Genomic DNA, 25,987 nt, shown 5'->3' with positions numbered 1-25,987 from the left:
CCGTTCATGAAGCGGATCAGCCGAGGGTTTCGATCTTCATGTCGCCTGTGGTGACCGTTCGGATGTGATCGCTGGCGAGCAGGTCGTGCGGATTGCCGAGGTCGATGGCGCTGACCTCGTCGAGGCGGGCCAGCTGGGAAGGAGCGAGGTCGACCTGCAGGGCACCCAGGTTGTCCTCCAGCTGCGCGACGGTGCGTGCGCCGATGATGGGTGCCGTCACGCCCGGGGCGTCCAGGGTCCAGGCCAGTGCGACCTGGGCGGGTGTGCGGCCCAGCTCCGAGGCCACCTCCTTCACCGCATCGGCAATGGCAAGGTTGCGGTCGGTCACCCATCCCAGGGCGACGTTGAGGCTCTTGCGGCTGCCGGCGGTTTCGCCGACAACGGAGCCCGCCGGGTTCTGGTCCTCCCGGGTGTACTTGCCGGTGAGCACTCCGCCGCCCAACGGGGAGAAGGGGACCACGCCGAGTCCCATCTCGCGTGCCATCGGGATCAGGTCGCGCTCCGCGGTGCGCTCGATCAGGCTGTACTCGGTCTCCAGTGCGACCAGTGGCGACCAGCCGCGCAGGTCGGCGATCGCCTGCATGCGCGACACCTGCCAGGCCGGGGCGCTGGAGATCGCCACGTACAGTACTTTGCCCTGCCTCACCAGGTCGTCCAGGCCCCGCAGGATCTCCTCCACCGGCGTCCTGAAGTCCCATACGTTCACGTAGAGAAGATCGATGTAGTCGGTGTTCAGCTGTCGCAGACTGGCTTCCACCGACGCCAGCATGCTCTTGCGGTGGGCACCCCCGGAATTCGGGTCACCGGGCCGGCGCAGCGTCGAGTACTTCGTCGCCAGCACCATCTTGTCGCGATGGGTGCGAGCGAATTCGCCGAGCAGTCGCTCGGAGCTGCCGTTGGTGTAGGTGCTGGCGGTGTCGAAGAAGTTGCCGCCGAGCTCCGTGTAGCGGTCGAAGAGCTTGCGCGCCTCGTCGCGCTCGGCTCCCCAGCCCCACTCGGTGCCGAAAGTCGCCGTGCCCAGCGCCAGCGGTGAGACCCGGAGTCCGGAACGGCCCAGCAGCCGATAAGTGTCGAGAGTGAGTGCCATCGTGTTCTCCTGTGAGGTGCGGTTCGTGGCGTTCGAGAGGTGCGTATTGGTGGCCGGCTAGCCCGGGTTTCAGGCGCCGAGCCCGTAGCCGCCGGCCACGGTGATGTCCTGGCCGGTGATGTAGCCGATTCCTCCGGCACCCGGGCAACCGGTGCCGCACGGAAGTTCCCGGCGTCGAGGAAGTGCAGGTCCAGCGATCCGAACCGCGCCGACACCGCTGCCATCAGGGCGTCGGTGTCGGAGGGCACGCGCCGTCGGATCGGACGACGAGCACGTCGTCGGGGAGCTCGGATCGTGCTCGTGCGAGGGAATCGGGATTCTGTCCGGTGACCGCGACCTGGTGCCGCGGGCGTGCAGCACCTCGGTCGTCGCTCTGCCGATCCCGGTCGTTCCCGCTGAGGAGAGCTGTAGGCATGGCAAACCTTTCGTCGCGGAGGCGATAGGTGAGAGCACCCGTAATCGGGGACCTCCCCGCTTGTCTCACCGTACACTGAACCGGGGACATCCCCGAATCGCTCCCGAGCCTCATCCGACACTCACGATCGCGAAGGCCATGACACCTCCACGCAGCACCCTGCGCGCCGACGCGCAGCGCAACCGCGAGCAGCTGATCGCCACGGCCGCCGAGGCCTTCGCCTCCGGACGCGCGATCTCGCTGGACGCGATCGCCAAACGCGCGGGCGTGGGCAACGCCACCCTGTACCGGCACTTCCCGACCCGGGAGGATCTGGTCGAAGAGGTCTACCGGGACCAGATCCGGCCCTTGCGCGAAGACGCGCGCACCCTGCTGGCTGCCAAGCCGCCCGCTCAGGCCCTCCACACGTGGATGCTCCGATTCGCCGACTGGGCCGGTGAACGACGCGGCATCTGTGAGGCCCTGGTCGCCATGAGCGCTTCCGGCCGCTTCGGCACTGGACCGGTCTGCGACGAGGTCCAGCAGGTCCTGGCGATGGTGCTCGAGGCCGGCGCCACAGCCGGAGAACTGCGCAGCGACATCGACCCGGTCGAGGTAGGCGGCATCCTCGCCGGTTTGCTCTCCGTGGCCGGCGCACCCGGGCAACGCCCGCAGCTGAACCGAATGCTGGACGTCGTCGTCGACGGGCTCAGGTCCCGCTGAGAGATACGCACGCGGTTCGGCGAGGCGTCGGCCTGTGCTGGACGGCATGGCCGCGGCCGCGGCGGTCGTTGCGCCCCAGACCTTGGTGAGGACCGTCGGGACGGTTGCCTACGTTCGGCTCGTTGCCCGCTCGCGACAGCGCCCGAACGGCTCGTCAGATGTTCCTGCCGTCGCCCTCACACTTCAGGCCGGTGGCGCCACCCCGCCCGCCTGCACCGCACCCGCCCCGACCTCTACCCCACCGACATCCCCCGCCTGACGTCACCCCCGAACTGACGGCAGCAGCGACAGCACAGCAGCGCAGCCGGGGCAACCATCCCCGCTGACCAGCCGTCGTCGGGCTCATGGTCGGGGACTCCCACCGAGCCGACCACGCCCGCCCGTGACCGGCGCAGAGCGTCTTCAGGCAGCTCCACTGGTGTGCGCGGCCGCCGCGCCACTCGACCCACCGGTCGTCGTCCAGGATGCTGTCGGCGTCGTGGATGCCCGCGCCCTCGAGGAACACCACCAGGTCGTGATCGCTGTAGGCGGTGCCGAGGATTTCGTCCCGGCCAAGGGAGTGCACGGTCACCCTCCGGCCTCCCGTGTCTGTGGGCGGGTGTACGACGATCGGCGTGCTGCTCACATTTCCCAGCGTGCATCGGACACGCCGGCGCGGCGAGCCGCAGCAGCGGTCAGGGCATATCGCCGCAGTGGTGAAGCGGCAGCTGACGCCGGGGCCGGGGCCATCGACGGCATGGCGCAGCGCCGTGATCTGCATGCCCGCCTGTCCTGAGTCGGTGTGTGCCCAGGCCGCTGCCCCGGCCAGGCGGGTTACAGGGACGGGTGTTTCCCTCGGCGTCTAGGGCGGGTCTGAACCGTTCGGGGCGATGCGCAGCGCCCGGACGGCGGCGGCGATGTCTGCCTGTCCGTGCCGATCGGTGAGTGCGGCAAGGGCGTCCAGTGCGACGGCCACGAACGTCACCGGCTCTGGTTACGCGGCTTCGTTTCGGACGTCCCCAGCACCGTTGGCGTTCGAGTTCGCGTTGGAGGCGATGCACTTTCATCGGCTAGCGTGTTGATCGCGGACGTACGCCGGGTGCTTGATCACGCGGCGGTTCGGTGGAGCGGGCACGGCGCCCTGCGGCTGCTGTCGTGGCAAGGCCCGCGCGCTGCTCCTTGTGTCATGTCATGACAGGAGATCACCAAGCTGACCGACGTGCGCAAGGTCGGCCTGCCCGACGGGTTGTTCACGGACTGCTCGGAGAAGCTGATGGCCTCCTGGCGGGCGCGGGCGATCAAGATGTACCCCTCGAGCTTCCGTGACACGGCGGAGGACGTACGGATCACCCTGCTCGCGGCGCTGTACTCGTTCCATGAAGGTCCGCGGCAGGGAGAGCATCCCCTTCAAGCCGGCGACGGCCAGGCGTGATCTTCCCCGAAGGAGTCACCTGATCAGTACGACGACGGATCCCCGGGAGTGGTCGGATCGTCAGTTTTCGTGTCGAGTTGGATGTGCTCGTTGTCGTTGTCCAGGAAGGTGGTCAGGTCCTGGGCTTCGGCGCAAACGGCTTCCTGTTCCAGGGCGGTGAGGGGGCGCAGGGGGCTGATGTGGAGTCGGTGGTTGCGTACGGTCCAGGTGGCGGTGACGCGTCCGTCGACCAGGACGGTGCGGTGGCCTGCGACGGACAGACCGAGGTGGGGGGCGTCGATGATGCGGCTCCGGTCGTGGTAGCCGAGGATGGCGTTGTCGAAGGCCGGGAGGAACCGGACGGGGGCGGGGGTGTCGGGGTGGGGGCGGGGTGCGTCGGGCAGGTCGAGCAGTTCGCGGCCGCGTTCGTCACGGAAGACGACGAGTTCTTCTCGGGCGGCTTTTATGGCGGCGGGAAGGCCGGCGAGGCCGCACCAGGCACGTAGGTCCGTGCCGGCGGCGGGCCCGTATGCGGCGAGGTAGCGGTGCAGCAGTTGCTGTCCGACGGGATCACTGCCATCGGCGGGCAGGGGGTCGACGTCCCGTTCCAGCCAGGTGCTCAACGGCAGGTTGCGTACGCCGGCGCTCCGGTGCCACAGGCCGCGGGGCGGGAGTTGGGCCATCGGGATGAGGGCTGCGACGAGCAGCTCGCCCAGGACACGATGTGGTGGGCCGGGCCAGCGGTCTTCGAGAGCGTGTACGAGCTCGGTCATCGTGCGGGGCTGCCGGTCGGCCATGACCGCGCGGCCGGCTGCGGCGACCTCGTCCACGTCGATGCCGGTCAGTTCACGCCGGTAGGTTCCCAGCACTCGCTGGCGCAGCATTGCGTCGTGGCGGGCTCGCCAGGTGAGCGCGTCGTCGGCGGTGACGAGGTGGACGGTGCGCCGCATCAGGTGAGTGCGCACCACCACGCGGCCGGTCAGCGCATCGTCGAGTTGCTCGGGCTTGAAGCCGGACAGACGGGACCACAGCCCGGTGAAGGGTTCCTGAGGATCCTGCGCCTGCAGGCCGCACAGATGGGCCACTGCCTCCGACACGGATGTGTCGCTGCGCTGGAGCAGGTGCTGGCGGGCGAGGGTGGCGCGATTGAGGGCGCGGGCGTCAAGGACAGTCATGGCATCCTCACGCGGCGGCTCGCTCGTGGGCCGGGCGCCGGCGCAGGTCGGTGCGGGTGAGGGAGGGAGGTACGTAGGACACGTCCAGAGGGCTGATGTCGGTGCCGGGCGGGACGATTGCGTCGATCTTGTCGAGGATGTCGTCGTCGAGGGTCAGGGTGGCGCCGACGAGCAGGTCGTCCAGCTGGTCCATGGTGCGCGGGCCGATGATGGCGGCGGTGACGTCGGGGTGGCTGGTGGCGAAGGCCATGGCCACGTGCGTGAGGGAGTGACCGGTTTCTTCGGCGAGGGTGAGCAGCTGCTCCACCGCGTCAAGCTTGCGTTCGTCGGTGAGATGCCGGGAGACCCACTGCACGCGGGCGTTGCCGGGCCGCGGGGCGTTCTTGCGGTAGCGGCCCGTGAGCAGTCCCATGGCCAACGGACTCCACACCAGAACGCCGAGGCCGAAGCGGCGGCAGGTGGGCAGGACCTCCCGCTCGATGCCGCGGTTGAGGATGGAGTAGGTGGGCTGCTCGGTTCGCAGGCGGTGCTGTCCACGCTGTCGGGAGACCCACTGGGCCTCGACGATGTCCGAGGCCGGCAGGTTGGAGGAGCCGATCGCGCGAACCTTCCCGGCACGCACGAGGTCGGTGAGCGCGGACAGAGTCTCCTCGAGGTCGGTGTGCGGGTCGGGATGGTGGATCTGGTACACGTCGATGTAGTCGGTTTGCAGCCGCTTCAGTGAGCCCTCGACCGCCTGGACGACCCAGCGCCGGGAGCTGCCGCTGCGGTTGGGGTCCTCGCCCATCGGTCCGTTGAACTTGGTTGCCGGCACCACCTCGTCGCGGCGCCCTTTGAGGGCCTTTCCGACGATCTCCTCGGTCTCGCTGTATCCGTACACATCAGCGGTGTCGACGAAATTGATGCCCGCATCCAGCGCCCGGTGGATCATGCGCACACAGTCGTCGTGATCAGGATTGCCCATCTTGCCGAACATCATGGTTCCCAGGCAGTAGGCACTGACTTCGATGCCGGTCCGTCCCAGCTTCCGTATCCTCACGGTGCCCCATTTCCTTCCGCTGCCGTACGTGTTCGGTGCCTGCGCCGTCCGGGCCGCCCGTGCGGTCGCGGCGGCCCGGACGGCGCAGGCATGTCAGGTCGGTCGGTTGTTCAGCCGTTGTACGAAGCGGTGACGTCCAGGACCCAGGTGATGCCGAAGCGGTCGGTGAGCATGCCGTACAGCGGCGCCCACTGCGCAGGCTCCAGCGGACGCACGATCGTCGAACCTTCGGCGAGCTTGCCCCACAGGGCGCTGATCTCCTCGGTGTCGTCGCCGCGCACGGAGACGAAGAACGGCTTCTCGCCCTGGCTCCAGGGCAGATGCGAGGGCACGTCGTAGGCCATGACGTGGAAGCCGTTGTCGCCGGCCACCTCGCCCCACATCACCCAGTCCGCCTCGCTCTCATCCTGCACGGCGCCCGCGTCCTTGTAGGTGACCGCGACGGTACGTCCGCCGAAGACGGATCGGTAGAAGTCCAGCGCCTCACGTGCGGTGCCCCGGAAGTTCAGGTGAGTGGTGGTCGTGACGGACATGACCTGCTCCTTGCTCGATGTGATGAATACACCGCCGACCGTTCCAGCTCCAGCGGCGGCTGCCGTGACCAGGAGCGATGCGTCCCGAACGGCTCGTATGCCACGATGGCAGAGGTAGAGGACAGGGCGTGTCCGGTACTCCAGGGAGTATGGGTGCCATGCATAAGACATCCGCCCGGTTGCTCGCGCTGCTCTCGCTGCTTCAAACGCCCCGTGACTGGTCCGGCGATGATCTCGCCGAGCGTCTCGGCATCACCTCACGCACGGTGCGCCGTGACATCGACCGTCTGCGCGAACTCGACTACCCGATCAAGACCCTCAAAGGACCGGCCGGCGGCTACCGCCTGGAGGCCGGCACGCATCTGCCGCCCATGCTGTTCGACGACGACCAGGCCGTCGCCCTGGCCGTCGCGCTGCAGACCGCGGCCGCCGGCACCGCCGTCGCTGAAGACGCCACCCGCGCGCTGGCCACCCTCCGCCAGGTCATGCCACCCCGCCTGCGCCACCGCATCGACCTGTTGCACATCACCGCGGTCCACCCGCCCGCGGCGGCCGGCGACACCCTTCAGGTCGACGCTCAGGTCCTGATGGACCTGAGCCGCGCCATCCACGCCCGCGAGGAACTGCGCTTCGACTACGCCCCGGGGCCAAGCACCTCGGCCGATGACGTCCGCCGCGTACAACCCCACCACCTGGTCACCTGGCGTCATCGCTGGTACCTCGTGGCCTGGGACCTCCACCGCGAGGACTGGCGCACCTTCCGCGTCGGCCGCATCCAGCCCCGCACACCCACCGGCCCCCGCTTCACCCCTCGTGCCCTCCCCGGCGGCAGCGTCTCCACCTTCGTCACCAGCCGATTCCGCGGCAACGACGGCACCACCACCGACTGGCCCTGCCAAGGCGAAGTCATCCTCCGCCTCCCGGCCGCCGATGTCGCGCCCTTCGCCCAAGACGGAATCGTCGAGGAACTCGGGTCCCGTCATTGCCGGCTCATCCTCGGCTCCTGGTCATGGACCGGACTCGCCGCCGCCATCGGCCGCTTCGACACCGATATCGAAGTCATCGGCCCACCCCAACTGGCCACCGCATTCGGGGACCTCGCCACCCGCTATGCCCACGCCGCACGCACCACAGGACCAGCAACCGGCCCGGCGCGGTGAGAACAGAACTCACCACGCCGCTCGAGCCCGGGTGCGAGCAGTTGGGGTACAGGAAATCCCGGCGAAATTGATCTTGGTCGGACCGTTCCCAGCGGGTGCTGCCGAGAGTAATTGTCAATATGCGTGGATGAGTCGCCCTGGATAGGGCTTGTTTCGTCAGTCGGTCGTGAGGTTGCTCGGTTCCTCCCCGCGATACGGTATCCACCGGTATCCGGGCTGGAACGCTTCGTAGTCGGCGCTCGGGTCGAGTTCGGCATACAGCTTTTCGCAGAGCACGAGCCCGTGGATGCTGCCGTCGTTCAGTTCGTCTGACCACTCGCTTCTGAGCTCGGCGGGGTCCAGGAAAGATTCCGGATCCCAGCCGACCTTGGCGGCGACATATCCGCGGAACTGCGCGAGCAGTTCGTAGAGTTGGTGTCCCAGTTCGGTCAGCTCTGCTGCGGTGAGCTGGAATCTGGGGAGGCTGCCGTCCAGGCCACAACCCCAGCTGACGGCCACGGGCAGGATCGAGAGCTCGATGCATGAGCCCACCTTCGCCAGCATCGGCCGGTGGAGAGGGATGCGGTGGGCGCCCGCGCGAAGCACCCATGGCTTGGGGTCAATGCGGGCGGCAGCCTGTGCCGCCTCGGCGTCGTCGCCAAAGTTCACCACGAGTTCGAAACAGATCGCCACGGTTCTTGCGCCTCCCCAGCCCCACGGCCTCACGCAGCCCGCGTTTCAGTGCGTTCGACGAGGATGCCATTCTCGAACCTGGCGCCAGCACGGACCAGGGGCACAAGGTGAGATCCGGTGATCGCCCGCCAGCGGGCCTGGGCGGACTCCACGAGCTTGAATACCATCGCGAGGGCGGCGGCCGGGCTTCCGGCCCCGCGGGTGACCTTGGTCCGTAGCTTGACCGTGGAGAACGCCGACTCAATCGGGTTCGTAGTCCGCAGATGGACCCAGTGCTCGGCGGGGAAGTCGTAGAACGCCAGCAGCCCGCGTCGTCAGCCGTTGCCATCCGTAACGAGTAATCGCTGTCAGCCATACGCCGAATCCTGCCACCCGCCACATCAGCGCCCAACCGGGCGAACCTTCACGGTCACAGCACTTCGTGAAGGCGTCCCGGCCTGGGCTGCCCATCGTTTGCCACCGTGCACGTTTGCAGCGCCATGGTTCAGCACAGATGGCCGACGCCACGCTCTCCGTCGGGTACCGAGTTTGCGGCGTACCGGTTCGAACGGCATGCGTCGTGCGGCGTCAGCGCTTCGGCGGGAACGGCTCGGCGCAGGCCCACCGGGGGCCAGGGACGGATTGCGGTCGGCCGTCACATCGATGGGCGAGCCGCACGCGCCCGGCTCAGGCCGGATGCTGAGGGCGCCGGCCGGATGGCGGGGGCGGTGGCGGGCGGGAACCAATCGGAACTTAACTGGTCAGTTCCATTGACGAGTCGTTAGCCGGATCCTATCTTCGAGCGCGGTTCACAGTTCGCAATTCCGCACACCGTTCGATATCTCGGACTTGCTGCTGACAGCCAGGACAACAGCGGCACCGGTTACTCCCTCCAGTCCTCCAACCACCCGGCCGAGTACATCCGCCCCCACCCCTGACCCGGCGCCGGAAACGACCGGAACCTCACCGGCACGAAGGTGTCAGCGCAACCCGCACCGTCCGCACGGCCGGACCCCAAGGGTTCGTCGACGCCCACCCTCAACCCACCTTGAAGGAGTTCTTCATGATCAAGCCACCGTGGATACGAGGCGTCAGACGCGCACTGCTCGCGGCCGGCGCCACGGCTGCGCTCGCCGCCGGCCTGCTCACCGCCACGGCCGCCCCCTCGCAGGCTGCCACCCAGGGGCCATGTGACATCTACGCCGCGGGCGGCACTCCCTGCGTGGCCGCGCACAGCACCACCCGCGCCCTGTACGGGGCGTACACCGGCCGGCTGTACCAGGTCAGGCGCGCCTCCGACAACACGACCAAGGACATCGTCCCGCTGACCGCCGGCGGCGTCGCCGACGCCGCCGCGCAGGACTCCTTCTGCGCGAACACCACCTGCGTCATCACCGTCATCTACGACCAGTCCCCCAAGGGCAACAACCTCACCCAGGCACCCGGGGGCGGAGCCGCCCCCGGGCCGGACAACCTGGCCAACGCCATCGAGGCGCCGGTCACCGTCGGTGGACACAAGGCGTACGGCGTCTACATCGCCCCCGGCACCGGTTACCGCAACAACAACACCAACGGCATCGCCACCGGCGACCAGCCCGAGGGCATGTACGCCATCTTCAACGGCAAGCACTTCAACGGCGGCTGCTGCTTCGACTACGGCAACGCCGAGACCAACAACCTGGACACCGGCAACGGCCACATGGAGGCCCTGTACTTCGGCAACAGCAAGGACTGGGGCTGGGGCAGCGGCAACGGCCCCTGGGTCATGGCCGACCAGGAGAACGGCCTGTTCTCCGGGGTCAACCGCGGCTTCAACGCGGGTGACCCGAGCGTCGACAACCGTTTCCTGACCGCCATGCTCAAGGGCGGCGCGAACCAGTGGGCCCTGCGCGGCGGCAGCGCCCAGTCGGGCGGCCTGTCCACCTACTACAACGGAATACGTCCCACCGCCGGCGGCTACAACCCGATGAGCAAGGAAGGCGCGATCATCCTCGGCATCGGAGGTGACAACAGCAAGTGGGCCCAGGGCACCTTCTACGAAGGCGTCATGACCTCGGGCTACCCCTCGAACGCCACCGAGGACGCCGTCCAGGCCAACATCACCGCCGCCGGCTACGACAGCGGCTCGACCAGCACCGGCTCACTGACCCCTGGCTCCCGGATCTCCCTGAAGGCCACCACCTCGCCCTGCTGCACTTCGCACTACCTGCGCCACAACGACACGGACACCAAGGTCGCCATCTCCAACATCACCTCCGCCAGCTCGGCCACCGACAAGGCGGACGCCACCTGGATCGTCCGCGCAGGCCTGGCCAACGCCTCCTGCCTGTCCTTCGAGTCCGTCGACAAGCCCGGCCAGTTCCTGCGCCACTTCAACTACCAGCTCAACCTGAACTTCGACGACGGCGGCAGCGCGTTCGCGAAGGACGCCACCTTCTGCCCCACCACTGGCAACAGCGGCGTCGGCACCTCCTTCCAGTCCGCCAACTTCCCGACGAAGTACATCCGCCACTACAACTACACGGCCTACATCGCCAGCAACGGCGGCACCAACGCCTGGGACTCCACGACGTCGTGGGCCCAGGACACCAGTTGGCTCACCGCATCCCCCTGGAGCTGACGACCTACCCAACCCGTGGGCGCGTCCGGCCGGGCGGCTCACGGATCCGGGAGCCGCCCAGCGTCGTGGGGGGCTCCCGGACCGGCAGGAACCGGCATATCAACCTCCGTTCAACACTAAAGCCAGCTGCCCCGGCCAGGGCCTACGCCCGCTGCGCGACCCGAGAGCGCCCGAGGACGGCGATGAGGAGGAGTAAGGCAGGTGCGTCGAGCCCAGTGCCCAACGTCCGGGAAGGCGCTGGGTGCTGGGCGCGATGGAGGTGTTCGCCGATCCGGTGGCCCTGGCCGTCCCGGCTGCGCGTCTTTTCGGCGGAGGTGAGGGCCTCTATCGCGGCGGCGTCGTGCCGGCCGCGCGGTTGCCGTAGCCGCGGTGGACCACGAAGATCCGGCGGTCTTCGGCGGAGGCGTTCACGTCCCGGTAGGCAACGGTTCCATCGCGTTGAAGATCTGTAGCGCAAGGAGGCGGAATGCTCGCCGACTCGTCGGCGCCGGCGGCCGGAAGGCGTCATTCGGTCGGAGGGCGCCCCTCGATGACGCCGGCCGAGCCGCGTTCGACGAGATCGTCCGCCACTACCACGACCGGAGTGCGGCCTGACCCCGCCCTCGTCCGCTCCGAGCCGAAGGTGCGGAAGCGGCCTGGTTGCCGCGGATCCGGGCGCACTTTCCCCAACTTCCCCGCCTCCTATGTCAGATCGGGATAGCTGATAGTGAAGTCGTCCACGGGCGTGGCCCTGTCTGCGGCGTATTCGGCGCGGGCTTGCCGGTCTGTGTCGGTGATCTCCGGGTGCTCCGGGGGTGTCCGGGGTGCGCGCCAGAACTGGATGAGGTGGTGTTCGCCGTGGTCGCCGACGCCGGGTTCGGGGTCGTCGGCGTGGCAGTACAGGCGCATGCGCACCCATTCGCCGCCGTCCGGGGAAGGCGGGATGTCGAGGGGACCCTCGTCCGCCGGCCAGGCGTCGAGGATGTCCCCCTGTTCCAGGGTCGCCAGGCACAAGGTGGGCAGTTCGGTGCGCAGGCTCATTTCCTCTGCCGGGTCCCAGGCGCCGCCGGATACCGGGGGCGGCGGGGAGTCGTGGACCTCGACGGTCAGCTGGAGGGGGCCGGTGTCGGTGGTGGTCATGACGACGACGCCTGCGTCCGTGGCCGGGCCGCAGCGCCATCCGAAGGGCATTTCGGCCGGGTAGTCGTAGTCGTCGGTGAAACCGACGAGGTAGCCGTTCTCACCGAGATCGACGGTGAACGAGGACGTGCGTACCAGCATGAGTTGCCTCCCTGGAAACGGCCTGACGCCCCTTTCCCGGGTGACGTGGGAAAGGGGCGCGGTGGCCGGCGGGATTGTATCGGCGCTCAGGCGATGGCGTAGAAGGGGTCGTGGTCCATGACGTGCAACTGGCCGCGCCAGGCGGTGATGCGTCCACCCTGGGGCTTGTTCTCCTGGACCTTGACCCAGGTGATCTCCCGCTGTGCGGCGGGCAGGGTGGTGCCGCCTTCGTAGGTGGAGGCGAAGGGGTATTCGTCGCACGAGGTGCGTCCGGCGCGTCGCATGTCTGCCGGTGCGGTGCCCGGGCAGACCGCGGCCCGATGCTGGGCCTCAACGGTCTTGTTGATCATCCAGTGCAGGGGCTTGCCGCCGTCGGGGTCGCCGTAGTGCCCGCCGCGGACGCGCAGGTTGCGGATGCCTTCGTCGATGCGGGCCAGGCCGACCATGCTCACCCCGGGGGTGACGCGGCCGGAGCGGTCGGTGCGGGAGCTCGGCTTCGGGCACTGCGAGGGTGCGCTGACCGTGCCCCTCGGCGTGGCCGCCGTGCTCGACGCTGACGAGGGCACCCTCAACGGACAACGGTGCGTTGCGGTGAGTCACGCCGCTCACCGCGCTTGCGGGAGGCGAGGTCCGGGGTGGCCTCCTTCGGCCGTGATACGTGGGCGACGAGGAAGACCAGCACGCCACAGGTGGCGACCAGGATCCAGCCCGGGCGGGACGCGTATGCGAGACCCGTCGGGCTGGCGGCCGTGACCAGGCCGCCGGCGAGAGCGATGCCGAGGGCGGAGCCGAGTTGCCGTGCGGTGGAGGTGATCGCCCCGGCCACGCCTGCACGGGCGGGTGGCAGTCCATTGACCGCGGTGTTGGTGATCGGGGCGTTGGCGAAGCCGAACCCGACGCCGATGAGCGAGTATGCGGCCAGAAGCAGGAGCACGCTCGTGTGTGGAGTGAGCCGGACCAGGCAGAGCCCGCCGGCCGTGATGAACCCACCGGCAAGGAGCAGCGGCAGCCGCGGTCCCGTGCGCCCGACCATGCGGCCGGACCAAGGGGCGCAGACAGTCGCTCCAACGGCCAAGGGCAAGGTCGCCACTCCGGCGGCCAGCGGCGTCCATTCCCGGGTGTGCTGCAGGTAGAGGGTGTTCAGTAGCAGTGTCATGGTCAGGGCGACGAAGACCGCCACCGCGCCCAGGATGGCACCGCTGAAGACCGGGCTCCTGAAGATCCGCGGATCCATCAGCGGCTCGCGTCGGTGGGACTCGACCCAGACGAATCCGGCCGTCGCCACAGTAGCCCCTGCGTATCCTGCCAGCGCCGCAGGCGACGTCCAGCCGATGCGAGGCCCTTCGATCAGCACTCCGACCACGACTGCGAGGACCACGGTCAGCAGGACCTGGCCGGGCAGGTCAAGGCGCCGGGCCCGCGGTGCCCGGGACTCCGGCACGAACACCGCACTGAGCAGCAGAGCGGCTGCGATAACCGGTGCGTTGATCCAGAACAGCGCGCGCCAGCCTAGCCCCGCGAGCAGCGCACCGCCCGTGACGGGACCAGCGGCCATACTCAGCCCGAACACTGAAGCCCAGATGCCGATCGCCTGCGCCCGTTCCTTCGGGCCCGGCATCGCGTTCACCACGATCGCAAGCGCCACGGGGCTGAGCATCGAGGCACCGATGCCCTGCAGAGCGCGGGCCGCGATGAGTACGCCCGCCGACGGGGCGAGCGCGCAGACCAGCGAGGCCGCGCCGAACGCGGCCAGCCCGCACTGGAACACCCGGCGGCGCCCGAAGCGATCCGCCAGTGCGCCGGAGGAGATCAGGAGACTGGCCAGGACGAGGGTGTAGGCGTCCACGATCCATTCGAGACCGCGCGTAACGACACCCAGGCCGCGCCCTATGGCCGGCAGACCCACATTGACGATGGTGGTGTCCAGGCCCACCAGGAACATGCTCAGGCAGCAGACGGCGAGTACCGTCCAGCGTCTGCGCGCACTCAGCATGGGTTGAACAGGGGGTGTCGTCGCGGTCACGGTCTACCTCTGATGTCCGGGAACAGTGCCCGGCAAGGCTCAGCCCGAACGACACCCGCAGCCCATCAATTTTGCGAATACTGCAAAAATGAATCCGTGAACACAGGAGCCAGGAATGCGGAGCTGGAACAGATTCTCGATGGCATCGGGCCCCGGCTGCGCATGCTGCGCCGGGAACGGGGACTCACGCTCGAGGCACTCGCGGCCGCTACCGGGATCTCGGTCAGCACACTGTCCCGGGTGGAATCCGGCAAACGACAGCCGACGCTGGACCTGCTCATCCCGCTGGCACGGACCCACCGCGTCGCGCTCGACCAACTGGTGGCGGCGCCCGCCAGCGGTGACCCTCGGGTGCACCTCCGCCCCCTGCACAAGGAGCGCGGCAGCGTCCTCGTACCGCTGACCCAGTACCCGGGCCGAGTGCAGGTCTTCAAGCAGGTACTGACCCCCCGCCAGCCGGAAACGGTCACCCACGAAGGCTACGAATGGCTCTATGTCCTCGCCGGTCGCCTACGCCTCATCCTCGGGGCGCAGGACTTCACGCTGCGGCCCGGCGAAGTGGCCGAGTTCGACACCACCGAGCCCCACTGGTTCGGCCCCGCGGACACGAGCACCGTGGAGATCCTGCACCTTTTCGGTCCACGAGGAGACCAGGCCATCGTCCGCACCAGACCGTCCACAACGGATCTCGCCCCGCCGCCCGCCCCACACCCACCCGCAACAACATCATGACCCGCAACATCTGGGAGGTGGAGGGCGCCCACAACGGCGCGCCACCACGAGGACGCTCCGGCGGCACGCCGTGCGTCATCTGACAGACGTACAGCCGCGGGCACACACCTACGGGAGCAGCGGCCGGGACACGGTGAGCCAACCGGAGTCGGGGTGTACGACCAGCGTAGGGCCCCACGACCACCTGTGTGCCGGCCACAACCACTTCTCCACTGCCGGGTCTGGACGGCAAGACCGGGCGCTGCGCTCGCCCTGTTCCTTAAAACCTCCGGAGAGTGCGCTCGGAAGCCCGAGCAGGGAAGCGGTGCGGGGGACCAGGGCCTGTTACGAACATCATCCGGTCGTTCATCGTTAGTGGATGCCGGACTGGGCGTGCCCTTCGGCAGGGGCCGTTGCATGTCAGGTTCTGGGGGCCCGCTGCCTCTGGGGGCTGTCAGGTGCAATCGGGAGGCTGCGCAATGTCAGCACAGTCGGAGGGGGTAGCGGTTTGTTGGCCGTGTCGGTGCGGAACGACTGGAGCAGATAGGCCACCAGACGCCGGGACGCTGGACCATCATCCGGTAGGGCGGTCACCAGACCGCAGTGTGCCAACAGGACCACGGCAAGGTCGGAAGGGTGAAAGTCGGGCCGTAGCGCGCCCGAAGCCTGGGCCCTGCGTACCAGGGTCGTGAATTCCCGCTCGGCTCGTTGGCGGGACTGCACGTGTTCCGACGTGCTTTCCGGGAAGGCCGCGACGAACGCGGCTGGGAACCCGCGTTCCTCCCGTTGCAGGGCGCAGACCGTCTCGATCAGCTGCTGGAACCCCTGCCATGGATCAGGGGCGGCCAGAGCCTCGGTGAGGGCCCGTGCGCAGGTCTCCATCTGCTGCGCGAACGCGCCCCGCACCAGGGCGTCCCGGGTCGGGAAATGCCGGTACAGCGTCGCCACGCCGACCCCGGCCCGCCGGGCCACAGTCGCCATCGGCGCGTCGATCCCGTGCTCCGCGAAGACCGCACGGGCAGCCACGAGGACGCGCTCCCGGTTGCGCCGGGCGTCCGCCCGCACTCCGTCCCGGGCTGGGATCCGAGAGGATTCCGCCATCACTGTCTCTCACTTCCGCTTCAAGCGGACGATCACGTCCGCTTAGGAGCTTACGGTCGGTGCCAGTCCCCTGCGATCCCCCTCGGCGGCAAAGGTAGAACGATGAACGACCGGATGATGAAGGCAGTGCTCTACGACCGCTACGGCGGCCCCGACGTGCTCTACACGGGCCGCGTGCCGCGCCCCGAGCCGGCCCCCGGCGAGGTCCTTGTGAAGGTGCGCGCGTTCAGCGTCAATGGCGGTGAACTGGCAGCACGTGCAGGCCGATTCCGTCTCCTGGGCGGCCGGACGTTCCCCAAGCGCGTCGGCTTGGACTTCACCGGTGAAGTCGCCGCACTGGGTACCGGAGTGACAAGGTTGACGGCTGGCGACCGCGTGTGGGGGGTCTTGGGCATCACCTCCGGGTTCGGCAGCGCCGCCGAGTTCGTGACCGTGCCCGCAAAGCGGGTCGGCCGGCTCCCCGACGGCCTTGACCTGGTGGACGCCGCCGCGCTGCCGGTGGCCACCACGGCTGTCACCGCGCTGCGGGACAAAGCCGGACTGCGCCCCGGCGAACGCCTTCTCGTCCGGGGTGCCGCGGGCGGCGTCGGCAGCGCCGCTGTCCAGCTCGGGCGGGCGTACGGCGCTGAGGTCACGGCCCTGGCCCGCGCAGCCAATCTCGACTTCGTCCGCGGGCTCGGCGCGCACAAGGCCGTCGACCACCGGACCGTGCGGCCGGCGGAACTGGGCCGCTTCGACGTGGTCCTGGACACCGCGGGAACCGACCTGCGGGCCTTCCGGCGCCTGCTGGATTCCGGCGGGCGCATGGTCACCATCGCCTTCGACCTGACACGGCCCGCCGCGTCGCTCGGCTACCTCGCGGCCAGCATGGTCCACGGACATGGCCGGGTGCGCTTCTTCAGCGGCAATCCCACGTGGGTGGAGCTCGACGACCTCGCCCGCCATGTGGTCGAGGGAAAGCTGAGCCCTGCGGTGGACACCGTCTTCCCCCTGGAGGAGACAGCAGCGGCACACCGGGCGCTGGAGGCGGGCGGCGTCCAGGGCAAGTACGTGGTCAGGGTCGCGTAGGACGTCCGTAGACGTGCTGATCACAGCCACTCGTTGATGGCGGTGATGAGGACGGTCGCCTCGTAGCGGCCCGCCGGCTTGTCGTACCGCGTGGCACGGCGCGATGCCTCTTCAGGCGGTCGATCCCGCACGCGACCGCGTGCCGCCGTTTGTAGTCAACCTTGTCGGACATCGGCCGCCGTCCGCCACGCGATCCACGCTTGAAACGGTTGCGCGCCTGTTCGGCTTCGTCCCGGATTGTGCAGCGGGTTCCGCGGCGGCGCAGGCAGGCGCGGTCTCTGCGCGAGGCGTATGCCTTGTCGGCGCGGACCCGATGGGGATGGACACATGGCCGCCCCGAACCGATGCGGGGCACGCGGATCTTCTCCAGGACGGGTTCGAATTGCGGTGAGTCCCCTCGCTGCCCAGCGGTCACCACGATCGACATGGGCCGTCGACAAGTTGGCGAAGCGTACAGAGGCTGCCGGCGCAGCGATCCTCCAGCCGCCGACAGACATGTTCGAGAACTGGAACAGCGCCAACACCGTGCTCCACTACGGCAAGGGCGGTGCCCTGACCGGCCCGGACAAGGAGCACACCGAGACCAGCATGCTCGCACTGCACCTGCCCCAGTCCGCGCTCGTGCACGTCAACACCCTGCTCGTGCAGCAGGTTCTGGCCGAACCCGCGTAGGCGAAGAAGCTCACGGACGAAGACCGGCACGGCCTGACCTCGCTGTTCTGGTCCAACGTCTACCCGTGCGGCACCTTCCGTCTGGGCATGGCTGGAAGTGGATCGCGGCGGCGAGGCAGGCCCCACGGCATGCCGTTGGTCAGGACGTCTTCGGTCTGCAAGCCGATGTCCTTCGGCTTGATGCCGCCCACCGCTGGAAGCGGGCGAAAATGTCCGGCAGACCCGGCCCGCCCCGCTCCAGCAGTGACTCCGCGACCAAGACGGCCATCTGCGTGTCGTCCGTGGCCTCGCCGGGGTCGCAGGCCTGGCCGATCGTGTTGATACCCCGTCTCAGGGCGCGCAAGGCCGGTGTGGGGCATGATGATCAGGTGGACTTCGAGCCGTACCGGGGTGAGTTGGTGGCGTACTGCTACCGGATGCTGGGCTCCTTCCACGAGGCCGAGGATCTGGCGCAGGAAACTCTGCTGCGCGGCTGGAAAGCCCGCGATCGGTACGACCCGGCGCGCGCCTCGGTGCGGACCTGGCTGTACCGGATCGCGACCAACGTGTGTCTGACCGCGTTGGAGGGAAGCCGGCGGCGTCCCCTGCCGTCCGGGTTGGGGGTGCCGAGCGACGATCCTGGAGCGCCGCTGGTACCCGCGCTCGACGTGCCCTGGCTGGAGCCGTTCCCCGACGCGCGGTTCGACGTGGAGGTCAGGGCCGATCTGCGGCTCGCGTGGGTGGCGGCGGTGCAGGTCCTGCCGGCGCGGCAGCGGGCGGTGCTGGTGCTGCGCGAGGTGCTGGCGTTCACCGCCGCCGAGGTGGCCGAGCAGTTGGGGACCACGGTCGCGGCGGTCAACAGCGCGTTGCAGCGGGCCCGTGCCGCCCTCGCCGGCGTGGGTGACGCCGGTGCAGTCACCGAGCCGGACGATCCCGAGGTGCGGGCGGTCATCCAGCGGTACATGCGGGCGTTCGAGGCGGCGGATGTACCCGCTTTGGTGCGGCTGCTGGCCGACGACGCGGTGATGGAGATGCCGCCGGTGCCGCTGTGGTACCAGGGCAGCCGGAATTATGGACGGTTCATGGCGCGGGTGTTCACGATGCGTGGCACGGGCTGGTGCATGCGGGAGCTGACCGCCAACGGGCAGCCCGCGCTCGCCGCGTACGCGCCGGAACCCGGCGGCGGGCACCGGTTGCACACCCTGCAGGTCTTCACCGTCGCCGACGGCCGCGTCGCGCACAACGTCGTGTTCGCCGATCCGCGCATTCTCGACGCCTTCGAGTTGCCGCGCGAGATTCCCGCAAGCGAGTTGCGCCGGGAGCGATGAGTCCGGGCGGTGCGGCCGGTACGTACCGGTGAGCATTCGACCGGAGGGAATCTCATCGTGAGTGTCATCGTCATCGAGTTCATCACCCTGGACGGGATCGTGTCCGACCCGGACGGGTCCGCCGGCACGCCGCGGGGCGGCTGGGCGTTCCGCCACGGTCCGGAGGCGGTCGCCGGGGACAAGTTCCGGCTCGGCCGCACGCTGGACGACGGCGTGCTGCTGCTGGGCCGCACCACCTGGCAGTTGTTCTCTCGGCTGTGGCCGGGCCGCGACGACCCGTTCGCCGCGCGCATGAACGCCGTGCCGAAGCTGGTCGCCTCCCGCACCCTGACCGACACCGACACATCGGTATGGGGGAACTCCCGCATCCTCGACGGCGACCTGGTCGATGCCGTCAGGCGGGAGCGGCGGAACGTGGTGGTCACCGGGAGCCTGAGTGTCGTGGACCGGCTGATGGCCGCGGGTCTGGTCGACGAGTTCCGGCTGCTGGCCTTCCCCACCGTCCTCGGCACCGGTCGGCGGCTCTTCCCGGACGACGGGCCCCGCATCGAGTGGGAGTGCCTGGCTGTCGAGCAGGTCGGTGCCGCCGTCCTCACCCGCTACCGCAGGGCCCCACGATGACCGCGCGCTTCCTGGCCCTGTACGAGACTCCCGCCGACTCCGCGGCGTTCGACCGGCATTACCACCAGGTCCACACCCCACTCGCACGCCGCCTGCCGGGGTCGGTCCGGCGTTCGCCGCCGTCGGAGCGGCCGTGGCTCTGAGTTCGCGATCGGTCGAGGTGCTCTGGGCCGACCAGACGATCACCGGAACAGGTGCGGCCGCGCTTGTTGCCCACGACGCCGGCGATGATCAGTCACGCCGTGCCCGACCCGCGCGAGCGCGGCAAGTTCGTCGGGATGTGGCCAGCCGCGCTTACGGCGGCACTCGCTGTAGGCCCGCTGGTCGCCGGCGTGATCCTCGACCATGCCGCCTGGCGCTGAATCTACCTGCCCTCCATATCCGTGACCGTCCTCGCCCTTGCTCCTCGGAGGCCCGGGTGATCTTCCACGCCAGGATCGAAGTCCCTGCGTCCTTGGAAGACGTCGGCAGCACCGCCGTACCGCCCTCCCCTCCTCATTCGCCTCCCCAGTACAGGGGGGCCGGAGACCCTAGCTGGGTCAGACTGGCAGCGCCTCCGAACGCCCTCCGACGCCCACAGAAGGAGTCAGGCGGCGAACACCTGGGAGTCGTGTGCGAAGGCCTTGAACTCCAGGGCGTTGCCGGCCGGGTCGAGCAGGAACATCGTCCACTGCTCGCCGGTCTCACCTGCGAAGCGCACGTAGGGCTCGATGACGAATACGGTGTCCGCGGCGCGCAGGCGGTCGGCGAGCCGGGCGAAGGCGTCGACGGTCAGGATCAGCCCGAAGTGCGGTACGGGGACGTCGTGACCGTCGACCGGGTTGTGTACCTGCTCGGCGCGAACCGGGGCGAGGTGCGTGACGAACTGGTGGCCGTGCAGGTTCCAGTCCACCCAGGTATCGGCGCTGCGGCCCTGCTCCAGGCCGAGCGTCTCGCCGTAGAAGCGGCGGGCGGCGTTCAGGTCGTCGACCGGTACGGCGAGGTGGAAGCGGGGGATGCGGGAGGCGGGATCGGTCATGGGTCTGAGGTTCCTTCTGTGCGGAGGGGAGAGCCTGGCGCTTACCGGTTCTGACGGATGGGGGAAGTGATCAGGTCGTTGACGGTGACGTCGGCGGGCTGGTCAAGGGTGCAGCCGCCGGCGCCGGCGACGCTTCGCGGGCTGTTGATGACGATGGCGTTCAGTTCCCGGGCCGCTTTTCGGCCGGTGGGGTCGGTGACCTTGCCGGCCCGGCCGGTGTGTCGAGGACGCCAGGGGGTGAGTGACGGGTCAGGGTCGCTTGCGGCGCTGCACCGCGTAGCCGTACTGGTCGGGCCAGCGCGGCTCGGCGTCGAGGGTCAGGGCGGCGTGCTGGGCCCAGTAGGGGCTGCGGAGCAGTTCGCGGCCGAGGAAGACGGCGTCGGCGTGTCCGTCGGCGATGATCTCTTCGGCCTGCTGCGGCTCGGTGATGAGGCCGACCGCGGCGGTGGGGATCCCGGCGCCTTGGCGGGCCTGGGCAGCGAAGGGCACCTGGTAGTTCGGCTCGGCGACTGTTTTGGCGTCGCGAACCATGCCGCCGGTGGACGCGTCGAGGAGGTCGACACCGTGGGCGGTGAGTTCCTTGGCGAGACGGACGGTGTCTTCTCCGCTCCAGCCTTCCCGCTCGTCCTCAGGGTTCTCGGTCAGCCAGTCGGTTGCCGAGGCGCGGAAGAAGACCGGCAGGTCGTCGGGCCACACGGCGCGAACGGCGTCGACGACTTCGAGGGCGAAGCGGATGCGGTTCTCGAAGCTGCCGCCGTAGGCGTCGGTGCGGATGTTGGCGGCCGGTGAGAGGAAGGAGTTGATGAGGTAGCCGTGGGCTCCGTGCACCTCGGCGACCTGGAATCCGGCGGCCAGGGCGCGGCGGGCGGAGTCGGCGAAGTCGCGTACCAGCCGCTGGATCTCGTCCACAGTGAGCTCGTGCGGGATGGGCAGGCCCTGGTACGCGACCGGGCTGGGCGCGACGGTCCGCCAGCCGTTCTCGGAATCGGACAGGTAGCGGTCGGAAAGCCAGGGCTTGTCGACGGACGCTTTGCGGCCTGCGTGCGCGAGTTGGACGGCGGGGACGGCCCCGTGCGCCTTGATCGCCGCGGTGACGCGGGCGAACGCTTCCTGCTGGCGGTCGCTCCACAGGCCGAGATCCCAGGGGCTGATGCGCCCGTCGGGACGCACTCCAGTGGCCTCGGCCATGACCAGGCCCGCGCCGCCGGCGGCGCGGGCGGCCAGATGAGTGAGGTGGAAGTCGGTCGGCGCACCGATGTCCGGGCCTTCGGGGGCGGCGGAGTACATGCACATCGGGGACATCCACACCCGGTTGGGTATCTCCAGGGAGCGCAGAGTGAGGGAGGTGAAAAGGCTGCTCATGCGGGTGGTGCTTCCTTCGTGGTAGGCGGTCGGCGGACCGGGCGGGTCGGCTGCCGTCCGGATGTCGGGTGATGACCGTGTGGAGACCGGCGAGGGCCGGGACGTCGGCCGATTCGAGGAGCCCGGTGGCCCCTTGGGCAGTGGTTTGCCCCGCCGGATCGCAGGCGGCCTACCGACTGAGGAGGGTGCGCCACCGGCGTCGGCGACCGTCTGGACGTGCAGCGTCGAGAGGCTGGTGCGGACCGGCAGCAGAGCTGGTGAAGTCCGAACTCCACTACGCCTGTGCCATCAGGCGGGCAGGCGGGTGTCGACGACGACGTTGGTCTCGATGAGCTGGGCGGGGAAGAACAGGTGGGCGACGCCGATGGTGCTGCTGGTGGGGCGGTGGTCGCCGAAGTAGGCCAGGTTGGCGGCCGCCATCGCGTCGCTGTACCTCGGCAGGTCGACGATGTACTGGGTCTCCGAGACGACCTGGTTGCGGGTGGCTCCGTAGTGGGCGAGGACCTTCTCGAAGTTGGCGGAGACCTGCTCGGCCTGGGCGTCGAAGTCGCCCGGGGCCAGGAATTCTCCCTCTTCGTCGTGAGGGAGCCGGCCCGAGACGTAGATCGTGTGATCGACCCGGATGGCCTGGGCGCATCCGAACTCGCGCTCGCCGGAGGCACCGTGACTGTAGGAGTCGATCGTGGTCATGGTGGTGATCCTTCCGGTGGTGGGCGATGCGGGGTCGGGGGGCGCCTGGCTCAGCGGGCGAGGCGGGCGACCGCGTTCGCGACGGGTGTGTCACCGGAGGTCAGCTCGACGATGACACGGTTGAGGGCGGGCTCGTGCAGGGCGGCGCCGATGAACGCCGCGACATCGTCGCGGTGTACGTCGCCGTATTCGACCGCGGGCCCGGCGGTGACCCGCCCGGTACCCGGTCCGTCCAGCAGGGTGCCGGGGCGGACGATCAGCCAGTCGAGGCCGGTGCGGGTGAGATGGACGTCGGCACTCTTCTTGACCTTGACGTAGTGCTCGAAGCCTTCGGACGCCGCAGCCCCGCGCAGGGCGTCGGGGAACACGGAGACGAGGACGAAGCGCGGAACCCCGGCGGTCTCGGCCGCGGCTGCCGCCTTCTCCACGCCCTTGCCGTCGATGAGGGTCGTCTTGTCCATGCCGGTTCCGTGGGCTCCGGCCGAGAACACCACTGCGTCGTGCCCGGCGAGCTTGCCGGCGAGCTCTTCCACGGAGTCGGCGATCAGGTCACCGGTCACCGGCGTCGCACCGGTCTCGCGGATCGTGTCGGCCTGGGCCGGGTCACGGTGCATACCGGTCACCTCGTCGCCGCGCTCGGACAGCAGGCGGGCGAGCCTCCTGCCGACACCTCCGGCGGCTCCGATCTGGAACACCTTCACGGGAATCGCCTCTCTCCTGGCCGGACTGACCACCGGCCTCGAACTTGTAGCAATGTTGACATTAGGACAACACGCCCTGATGTTAACATCACGACATGGAGGAGACGCAACCCACAGGGGATCGCGCGGTGGCTCCCGCCCGCCGCCGCGGACTGGCCGACGAGGTCGCCGACCGGATCCGGGAGGCGATCTTCAGTGGCGCCTACGCTCCGGGGGCACCCCTGCGCGAGGTCGAACTCGCCGGAGTGCTGCAGGTCAGCAGGGGCCCGGTGCGTGAGGCGCTGCGTGTACTGGAGCGCGAGGGACTCGTGCACTGCGCCTGGCACCGCGGCACCGTCGTCACGACGCTGTCCCCCGAGGATGTCGCCGAACTCGACAGCCTGCGCGGCGCACTCGAGGACCTCGCCGTACGACAGGTCATCGCCCACGCCTCGGACGAGGACCTCGCCGCCGTCGAGAAGGCGGCGAACTCAATGGACCGCATGACGGACCCGCACGCCATGGTCCGCTCGGACATCGCCTTCCACGACGCCGTCTTCGCCGCCACCGGCCATCAGCGTCTGACCGCGGCCTGGGAGACCATCCGCTGCCAGGTCCACCTGTTCCTGCTGACCCGCATCGGCATCAGCACCGGGGGCTACCTCGGTTGCATCCCCCAGGAGCACCACGCACTGGCCGCCGCCCTGCGCGCCCGCGACCCCGAGGCCGCTCTCACCCTCTTCGCCACCCACCGCCGCCACGCGGTGGACGTCGTCACCGGCACGTCGAGCCACCCGGCCTGACCACCAGCCCGCCACCAACTGGGCGTCGCCCAGCGCTGGTTGAGAGTCTCTGGAACTCGGGCCTTGACCCCTGAGCCGGTCACGCCGCGATCGCCCCAAGCGCGCACCGCCCAACTGCCCGCAGTCGGTTCCAGCACTACCACCGCCATCATCCGCCGGCGCTGGAGCGTCGCGGTGCGCGGCGGCAAGCTGCTGGTCGCCGGGGGCATGTGGTCTGGCGAAGACCCCGTACGTGGTGGGACCGCCCGGCACCGGTTTCGTCGCGGCCGATCTGCACGCGGGGGTCGACGGGGTCCTACTAGGGATTACCTTAGGCCTTCGGGCTCCCAGCCCTGCCGGGACTGACGCATTTTAGGCTTCCCCCGAGTCGATCCATCGCCACTCGAAGGGAACCTGATCATGCCCCGCCCCCTGCGGGTAGCCATTGTCGGAGCCGGCCCCGCCGGGATCTACGCCGCCGACGCGCTGCTCAAGTCCGCCGTGGCCGCCGACCCGGGTGTCTCCGTCGACCTCTTCGAGCGCATGCCGGCCCCGTTCGGCCTGATCCGTTACGGCGTCGCCCCGGACCACCCGCGCATCAAGGGCATCATCACGGCCCTNTTTAGGCTTCCCCCGAGTCGATCCATCGCCACTCGAAGGGAACCTGATCATGCCCCGCCCCCTGCGGGTAGCCATTGTCGGAGCCGGCCCCGCCGGGATCTACGCCGCCGACGCGCTGCTCAAGTCCGCCGTGGCCGCCGACCCGGGTGTCTCCGTCGACCTCTTCGAGCGCATGCCGGCCCCGTTCGGCCTGATCCGTTACGGCGTCGCCCCGGACCACCCGCGCATCAAGGGCATCATCACGGCCCTGCACCAGGTCCTCGACAAGCCGCAGATCCGCCTCTTCGGCAACGTCGACTACCCGACCGACATCAGCCTGGACGACCTGCGCGCCTTCTACGACGCGGTGATCTTCTCGACCGGCGCGACGGCCGACCGCGAGATGTCGATCCCCGGGATCGGGCTCGACGGCTCCTACGGCGCCGCCGACTTCGTCTCCTGGTACGACGGCCACCCCGACGTGCCGCGCACCTGGCCGCTGGAGGCCGAGAAGGTGGCGGTCCTGGGCGTCGGCAACGTCGCCCTCGACGTGGCCCGGATCCTGGCCAAGACAGCCGCCGAGCTGCTGCCCACAGAGATCCCGGCCAACGTCCACGAGGGCCTGAAAGCCAACCGGGCACGCGAGATCCACGTGTTCGGCCGGCGCGGTCCCGCGCAGGCGAAGTTCTCCCCGATGGAGCTGCGGGAACTGGACCACTCCCCCACCATCGAGGTCATCGTCGACCCCGAGGACATCGACTACGACGAGGGCTCGATCGCGACCCGGCGCGGCAACAASCAGGCCGACATGGTCGCCAAGACGCTGGAGAACTGGGCGATCCGCGACGTGGGCGAGCGCCCGCACAAGCTGTTCCTGCACTTCTTCGAGTCACCGGCCGAGATCCTCGGCGAGGACGGCAAGGTCGTCGGCCTGCGCACCGAGCGCACCGCTCTGGACGGCACCGGCAACGTCAAGGGCACCGGCGAGTTCAAGGACTGGGACGTCAGCGCGGTCTACCGTGCGGTCGGCTACCTCTCCGACAAGCTGCCGAAACTGCCGTGGGACCTCGACTCCGGCACGGTCCCGGACGAGGGCGGCCGCGTCATCCAGGAGTCCGGCGAGCACCTGCAGTCCACGTACGTCACGGGCTGGATCCGGCGCGGTCCGATCGGCCTGATCGGCCACACCAAGGGCGACGCCAACGAGACGGTGGCGAACCTGCTGGCCGACCACGCGGACGGCCGCCTGCACACGCCCCTCTCGCCGGAACCCGAGGCCGTGGACGCCTTCCTCGCCGAACGCGACGTCCGCTACACCAC

Annotated in this window: 27 protein-coding genes and 5 pseudogenes; 14 read left to right on the top strand and 18 right to left on the bottom strand. The window is 69.2% G+C overall.

Annotated features, from left to right (window positions below; genetic code table 11):
- Positions 1 to 16: 16 nt before the first annotated feature.
- Positions 17 to 1,087, bottom strand: a complete 1,071-nt coding sequence (locus BG482_RS14165; protein WP_069769367.1) for an aldo/keto reductase — start codon at positions 1,085 to 1,087, stop codon at positions 17 to 19.
- 553 nt (positions 1,088 to 1,640) lie between these two features.
- Between BG482_RS14165 and BG482_RS14160 the strand changes: the two genes are divergently transcribed.
- Positions 1,641 to 2,204, top strand: a complete 564-nt coding sequence (locus tag BG482_RS14160) for a TetR/AcrR family transcriptional regulator (RefSeq protein ID WP_069769366.1) — start codon at positions 1,641 to 1,643, stop codon at positions 2,202 to 2,204.
- A gap of 412 nt (positions 2,205 to 2,616) precedes the next feature.
- Here BG482_RS14160 and BG482_RS45145 read toward each other — a convergent pair.
- Both BG482_RS45145 and BG482_RS45140 read right to left on the bottom strand, forming a co-directional pair.
- Positions 2,617 to 2,829, bottom strand: a pseudogene (locus BG482_RS45145) (hypothetical protein); the annotation flags it as partial.
- A 216-nt stretch (positions 2,830 to 3,045) separates the two neighbouring features.
- Positions 3,046 to 3,168 (bottom strand): hypothetical protein, encoded by a 123-nt coding sequence (locus BG482_RS45140; protein WP_256096362.1) that lies wholly within the window; start codon positions 3,166 to 3,168, stop codon positions 3,046 to 3,048.
- A gap of 234 nt (positions 3,169 to 3,402) precedes the next feature.
- Between BG482_RS45140 and BG482_RS14150 the strand changes: the two genes are divergently transcribed.
- A complete protein-coding gene (locus tag BG482_RS14150) occupies positions 3,403 to 3,615 on the top strand; it encodes a hypothetical protein (RefSeq protein ID WP_069769365.1) in 213 nt (70 codons plus the stop codon).
- A gap of 23 nt (positions 3,616 to 3,638) precedes the next feature.
- Here BG482_RS14150 and BG482_RS14145 read toward each other — a convergent pair whose 3' ends face one another.
- The 3 genes from BG482_RS14145 to BG482_RS14135 form a co-directional block, all read right to left on the bottom strand.
- On the bottom strand, positions 3,639 to 4,769 hold the full coding sequence (locus BG482_RS14145; RefSeq protein WP_069769364.1) for a winged helix DNA-binding domain-containing protein: 1,131 nt from the start codon (positions 4,767 to 4,769) through the stop codon (positions 3,639 to 3,641).
- A gap of 7 nt (positions 4,770 to 4,776) precedes the next feature.
- Entirely contained in the window at positions 4,777 to 5,808 is a 1,032-nt protein-coding gene (locus BG482_RS14140; protein ID WP_069769363.1) for an aldo/keto reductase, read from the bottom strand.
- A gap of 110 nt (positions 5,809 to 5,918) precedes the next feature.
- Positions 5,919 to 6,341 (bottom strand): VOC family protein, encoded by a 423-nt coding sequence (locus tag BG482_RS14135; protein WP_069769362.1) that lies wholly within the window; start codon positions 6,339 to 6,341, stop codon positions 5,919 to 5,921.
- A 158-nt stretch (positions 6,342 to 6,499) separates the two neighbouring features.
- Here BG482_RS14135 and BG482_RS14130 point away from each other — a divergent pair, with 158 nt between their 5' ends.
- Positions 6,500 to 7,501, top strand: a complete 1,002-nt coding sequence (locus tag BG482_RS14130; RefSeq protein ID WP_107450544.1) for a YafY family protein — start codon at positions 6,500 to 6,502, stop codon at positions 7,499 to 7,501.
- A gap of 156 nt (positions 7,502 to 7,657) precedes the next feature.
- Here the strand turns inward: BG482_RS14130 and BG482_RS14125 are convergent, their stop codons facing one another.
- Positions 7,658 to 8,173, bottom strand: coding sequence for a hypothetical protein (locus tag BG482_RS14125; protein ID WP_069769360.1), 516 nt, complete (start codon positions 8,171 to 8,173; stop codon positions 7,658 to 7,660).
- 29 nt (positions 8,174 to 8,202) lie between these two features.
- A pseudogene (locus BG482_RS40950) lies at positions 8,203 to 8,478 on the bottom strand (transposase); the annotation flags it as partial.
- Between the two features lie 737 nt (positions 8,479 to 9,215).
- Between BG482_RS40950 and BG482_RS14120 the strand changes: the two are divergent.
- The gene (locus BG482_RS14120) at positions 9,216 to 10,772 is read left to right on the top strand and encodes an alpha-L-arabinofuranosidase B (protein ID WP_069769359.1); all 1,557 of its coding nucleotides are present in this window, start codon (positions 9,216 to 9,218) and stop codon (positions 10,770 to 10,772) included.
- Between the two features lie 681 nt (positions 10,773 to 11,453).
- On the opposite strand, the gene BG482_RS14115 is transcribed toward BG482_RS14120, so the two are convergent.
- From BG482_RS14115 to BG482_RS14105, 3 genes are all read right to left on the bottom strand, one after another.
- Positions 11,454 to 12,032 (bottom strand): hypothetical protein, encoded by a 579-nt coding sequence (locus tag BG482_RS14115; RefSeq protein ID WP_069769358.1) that lies wholly within the window; start codon positions 12,030 to 12,032, stop codon positions 11,454 to 11,456.
- 86 nt (positions 12,033 to 12,118) lie between these two features.
- A complete protein-coding gene (locus BG482_RS14110) occupies positions 12,119 to 12,382 on the bottom strand; it encodes a NucA/NucB deoxyribonuclease domain-containing protein (protein ID WP_256096369.1) in 264 nt (87 codons plus the stop codon).
- Positions 12,383 to 12,600: 218 nt separating this feature from the next.
- Positions 12,601 to 14,025 carry an MFS transporter gene (locus BG482_RS14105; protein WP_079141798.1) on the bottom strand — a complete coding sequence of 475 codons (1,425 nt, stop codon included), beginning with the start codon at positions 14,023 to 14,025 and terminating at the stop codon, positions 12,601 to 12,603.
- Between the two features lie 126 nt (positions 14,026 to 14,151).
- Here BG482_RS14105 and BG482_RS14100 point away from each other — a divergent pair, with 126 nt between their 5' ends.
- Positions 14,152 to 14,787 (top strand): helix-turn-helix domain-containing protein, encoded by a 636-nt coding sequence (locus BG482_RS14100; RefSeq protein ID WP_079141797.1) that lies wholly within the window; start codon positions 14,152 to 14,154, stop codon positions 14,785 to 14,787.
- 399 nt (positions 14,788 to 15,186) lie between these two features.
- On the opposite strand, the gene BG482_RS14095 is transcribed toward BG482_RS14100, so the two are convergent.
- Entirely contained in the window at positions 15,187 to 15,867 is a 681-nt protein-coding gene (locus tag BG482_RS14095; RefSeq protein ID WP_069769355.1) for a TetR/AcrR family transcriptional regulator, read from the bottom strand.
- A 102-nt stretch (positions 15,868 to 15,969) separates the two neighbouring features.
- Between BG482_RS14095 and BG482_RS14090 the strand changes: the two genes are divergently transcribed.
- Positions 15,970 to 16,935 (top strand): NAD(P)-dependent alcohol dehydrogenase, encoded by a 966-nt coding sequence (locus BG482_RS14090; protein ID WP_069769354.1) that lies wholly within the window; start codon positions 15,970 to 15,972, stop codon positions 16,933 to 16,935.
- On the opposite strand, the gene BG482_RS40945 is transcribed toward BG482_RS14090, so the two are convergent.
- Positions 16,922 to 17,362 carry a transposase gene (locus BG482_RS40945; protein ID WP_256096361.1) on the bottom strand — a complete coding sequence of 147 codons (441 nt, stop codon included), beginning with the start codon at positions 17,360 to 17,362 and terminating at the stop codon, positions 16,922 to 16,924. The genes BG482_RS14090 and BG482_RS40945 overlap by 14 nt on opposite strands.
- Positions 17,363 to 17,430: 68 nt before the next feature.
- On the opposite strand from BG482_RS40945, the gene BG482_RS44545 reads away from it, so the two are divergent.
- Complete coding sequence (locus tag BG482_RS44545) at positions 17,431 to 17,607, top strand: Tn3 family transposase (protein ID WP_256096360.1); 177 nt, start codon at positions 17,431 to 17,433, stop codon at positions 17,605 to 17,607.
- A 116-nt stretch (positions 17,608 to 17,723) separates the two neighbouring features.
- Here the strand turns inward: BG482_RS44545 and BG482_RS46125 are convergent.
- A pseudogene (locus BG482_RS46125) lies at positions 17,724 to 17,875 on the bottom strand (ADP-ribosylglycohydrolase family protein); the annotation flags it as partial.
- A gap of 82 nt (positions 17,876 to 17,957) precedes the next feature.
- Between BG482_RS46125 and BG482_RS14080 the strand changes: the two are divergent.
- The 4 genes and pseudogenes from BG482_RS14080 to BG482_RS40930 form a co-directional block, all read left to right on the top strand.
- Positions 17,958 to 18,914: a sigma-70 family RNA polymerase sigma factor gene (locus BG482_RS14080; protein WP_256096359.1), complete on the top strand. Its 957-nt coding sequence runs from the start codon at positions 17,958 to 17,960 to the stop codon at positions 18,912 to 18,914.
- Positions 18,915 to 18,971: 57 nt separating this feature from the next.
- Positions 18,972 to 19,535: a dihydrofolate reductase family protein gene (locus BG482_RS14075; protein ID WP_069769352.1), complete on the top strand. Its 564-nt coding sequence runs from the start codon at positions 18,972 to 18,974 to the stop codon at positions 19,533 to 19,535.
- Complete coding sequence (locus tag BG482_RS40935; protein WP_079141795.1) at positions 19,532 to 19,678, top strand: EthD family reductase; 147 nt, start codon at positions 19,532 to 19,534, stop codon at positions 19,676 to 19,678. The genes BG482_RS14075 and BG482_RS40935 overlap by 4 nt, the downstream gene beginning before the upstream one ends.
- Positions 19,639 to 19,894, top strand: a pseudogene (locus tag BG482_RS40930) (MFS transporter); the annotation flags it as partial. The gene BG482_RS40935 and the pseudogene BG482_RS40930, both read left to right, overlap by 40 nt.
- 227 nt (positions 19,895 to 20,121) lie before the next feature.
- Here BG482_RS40930 and BG482_RS14070 read toward each other — a convergent pair.
- The 4 genes from BG482_RS14070 to BG482_RS14055 form a co-directional block, all read right to left on the bottom strand.
- Positions 20,122 to 20,553 (bottom strand): VOC family protein, encoded by a 432-nt coding sequence (locus tag BG482_RS14070; RefSeq protein ID WP_069769351.1) that lies wholly within the window; start codon positions 20,551 to 20,553, stop codon positions 20,122 to 20,124.
- Positions 20,554 to 20,802: 249 nt separating this feature from the next.
- Positions 20,803 to 21,915: an NADH:flavin oxidoreductase/NADH oxidase gene (locus tag BG482_RS14065; protein ID WP_069769350.1), complete on the bottom strand. Its 1,113-nt coding sequence runs from the start codon at positions 21,913 to 21,915 to the stop codon at positions 20,803 to 20,805.
- Between the two features lie 288 nt (positions 21,916 to 22,203).
- Positions 22,204 to 22,605 carry a RidA family protein gene (locus BG482_RS14060; protein ID WP_069769349.1) on the bottom strand — a complete coding sequence of 134 codons (402 nt, stop codon included), beginning with the start codon at positions 22,603 to 22,605 and terminating at the stop codon, positions 22,204 to 22,206.
- Positions 22,606 to 22,655: 50 nt separating this feature from the next.
- Positions 22,656 to 23,306, bottom strand: a complete 651-nt coding sequence (locus BG482_RS14055) for an NAD(P)H-binding protein (protein WP_069769348.1) — start codon at positions 23,304 to 23,306, stop codon at positions 22,656 to 22,658.
- A 95-nt stretch (positions 23,307 to 23,401) separates the two neighbouring features.
- Here BG482_RS14055 and BG482_RS14050 point away from each other — a divergent pair, with 95 nt between their 5' ends.
- The 3 genes and pseudogenes from BG482_RS14050 to BG482_RS14040 all read left to right on the top strand — a co-directional run.
- On the top strand, positions 23,402 to 24,088 hold the full coding sequence (locus tag BG482_RS14050; RefSeq protein ID WP_069769347.1) for a GntR family transcriptional regulator: 687 nt from the start codon (positions 23,402 to 23,404) through the stop codon (positions 24,086 to 24,088).
- Between the two features lie 399 nt (positions 24,089 to 24,487).
- Positions 24,488 to 24,687: pseudogene (locus BG482_RS42580) on the top strand (NAD(P)-binding protein); the annotation flags it as partial.
- A 50-nt stretch (positions 24,688 to 24,737) separates the two neighbouring features.
- On the top strand, positions 24,738 to 25,987 hold a 1,250-nt coding region (locus BG482_RS14040), incomplete at its 3' end, for an FAD-dependent oxidoreductase (protein WP_069769345.1).

This window comes from Streptomyces sp. LUP30, assembly GCF_001746365.1.
Classification (GTDB): domain Bacteria; phylum Actinomycetota; class Actinomycetes; order Streptomycetales; family Streptomycetaceae; genus Streptomyces.
This window is presented reverse-complemented; position numbering and strand designations above follow the sequence as displayed.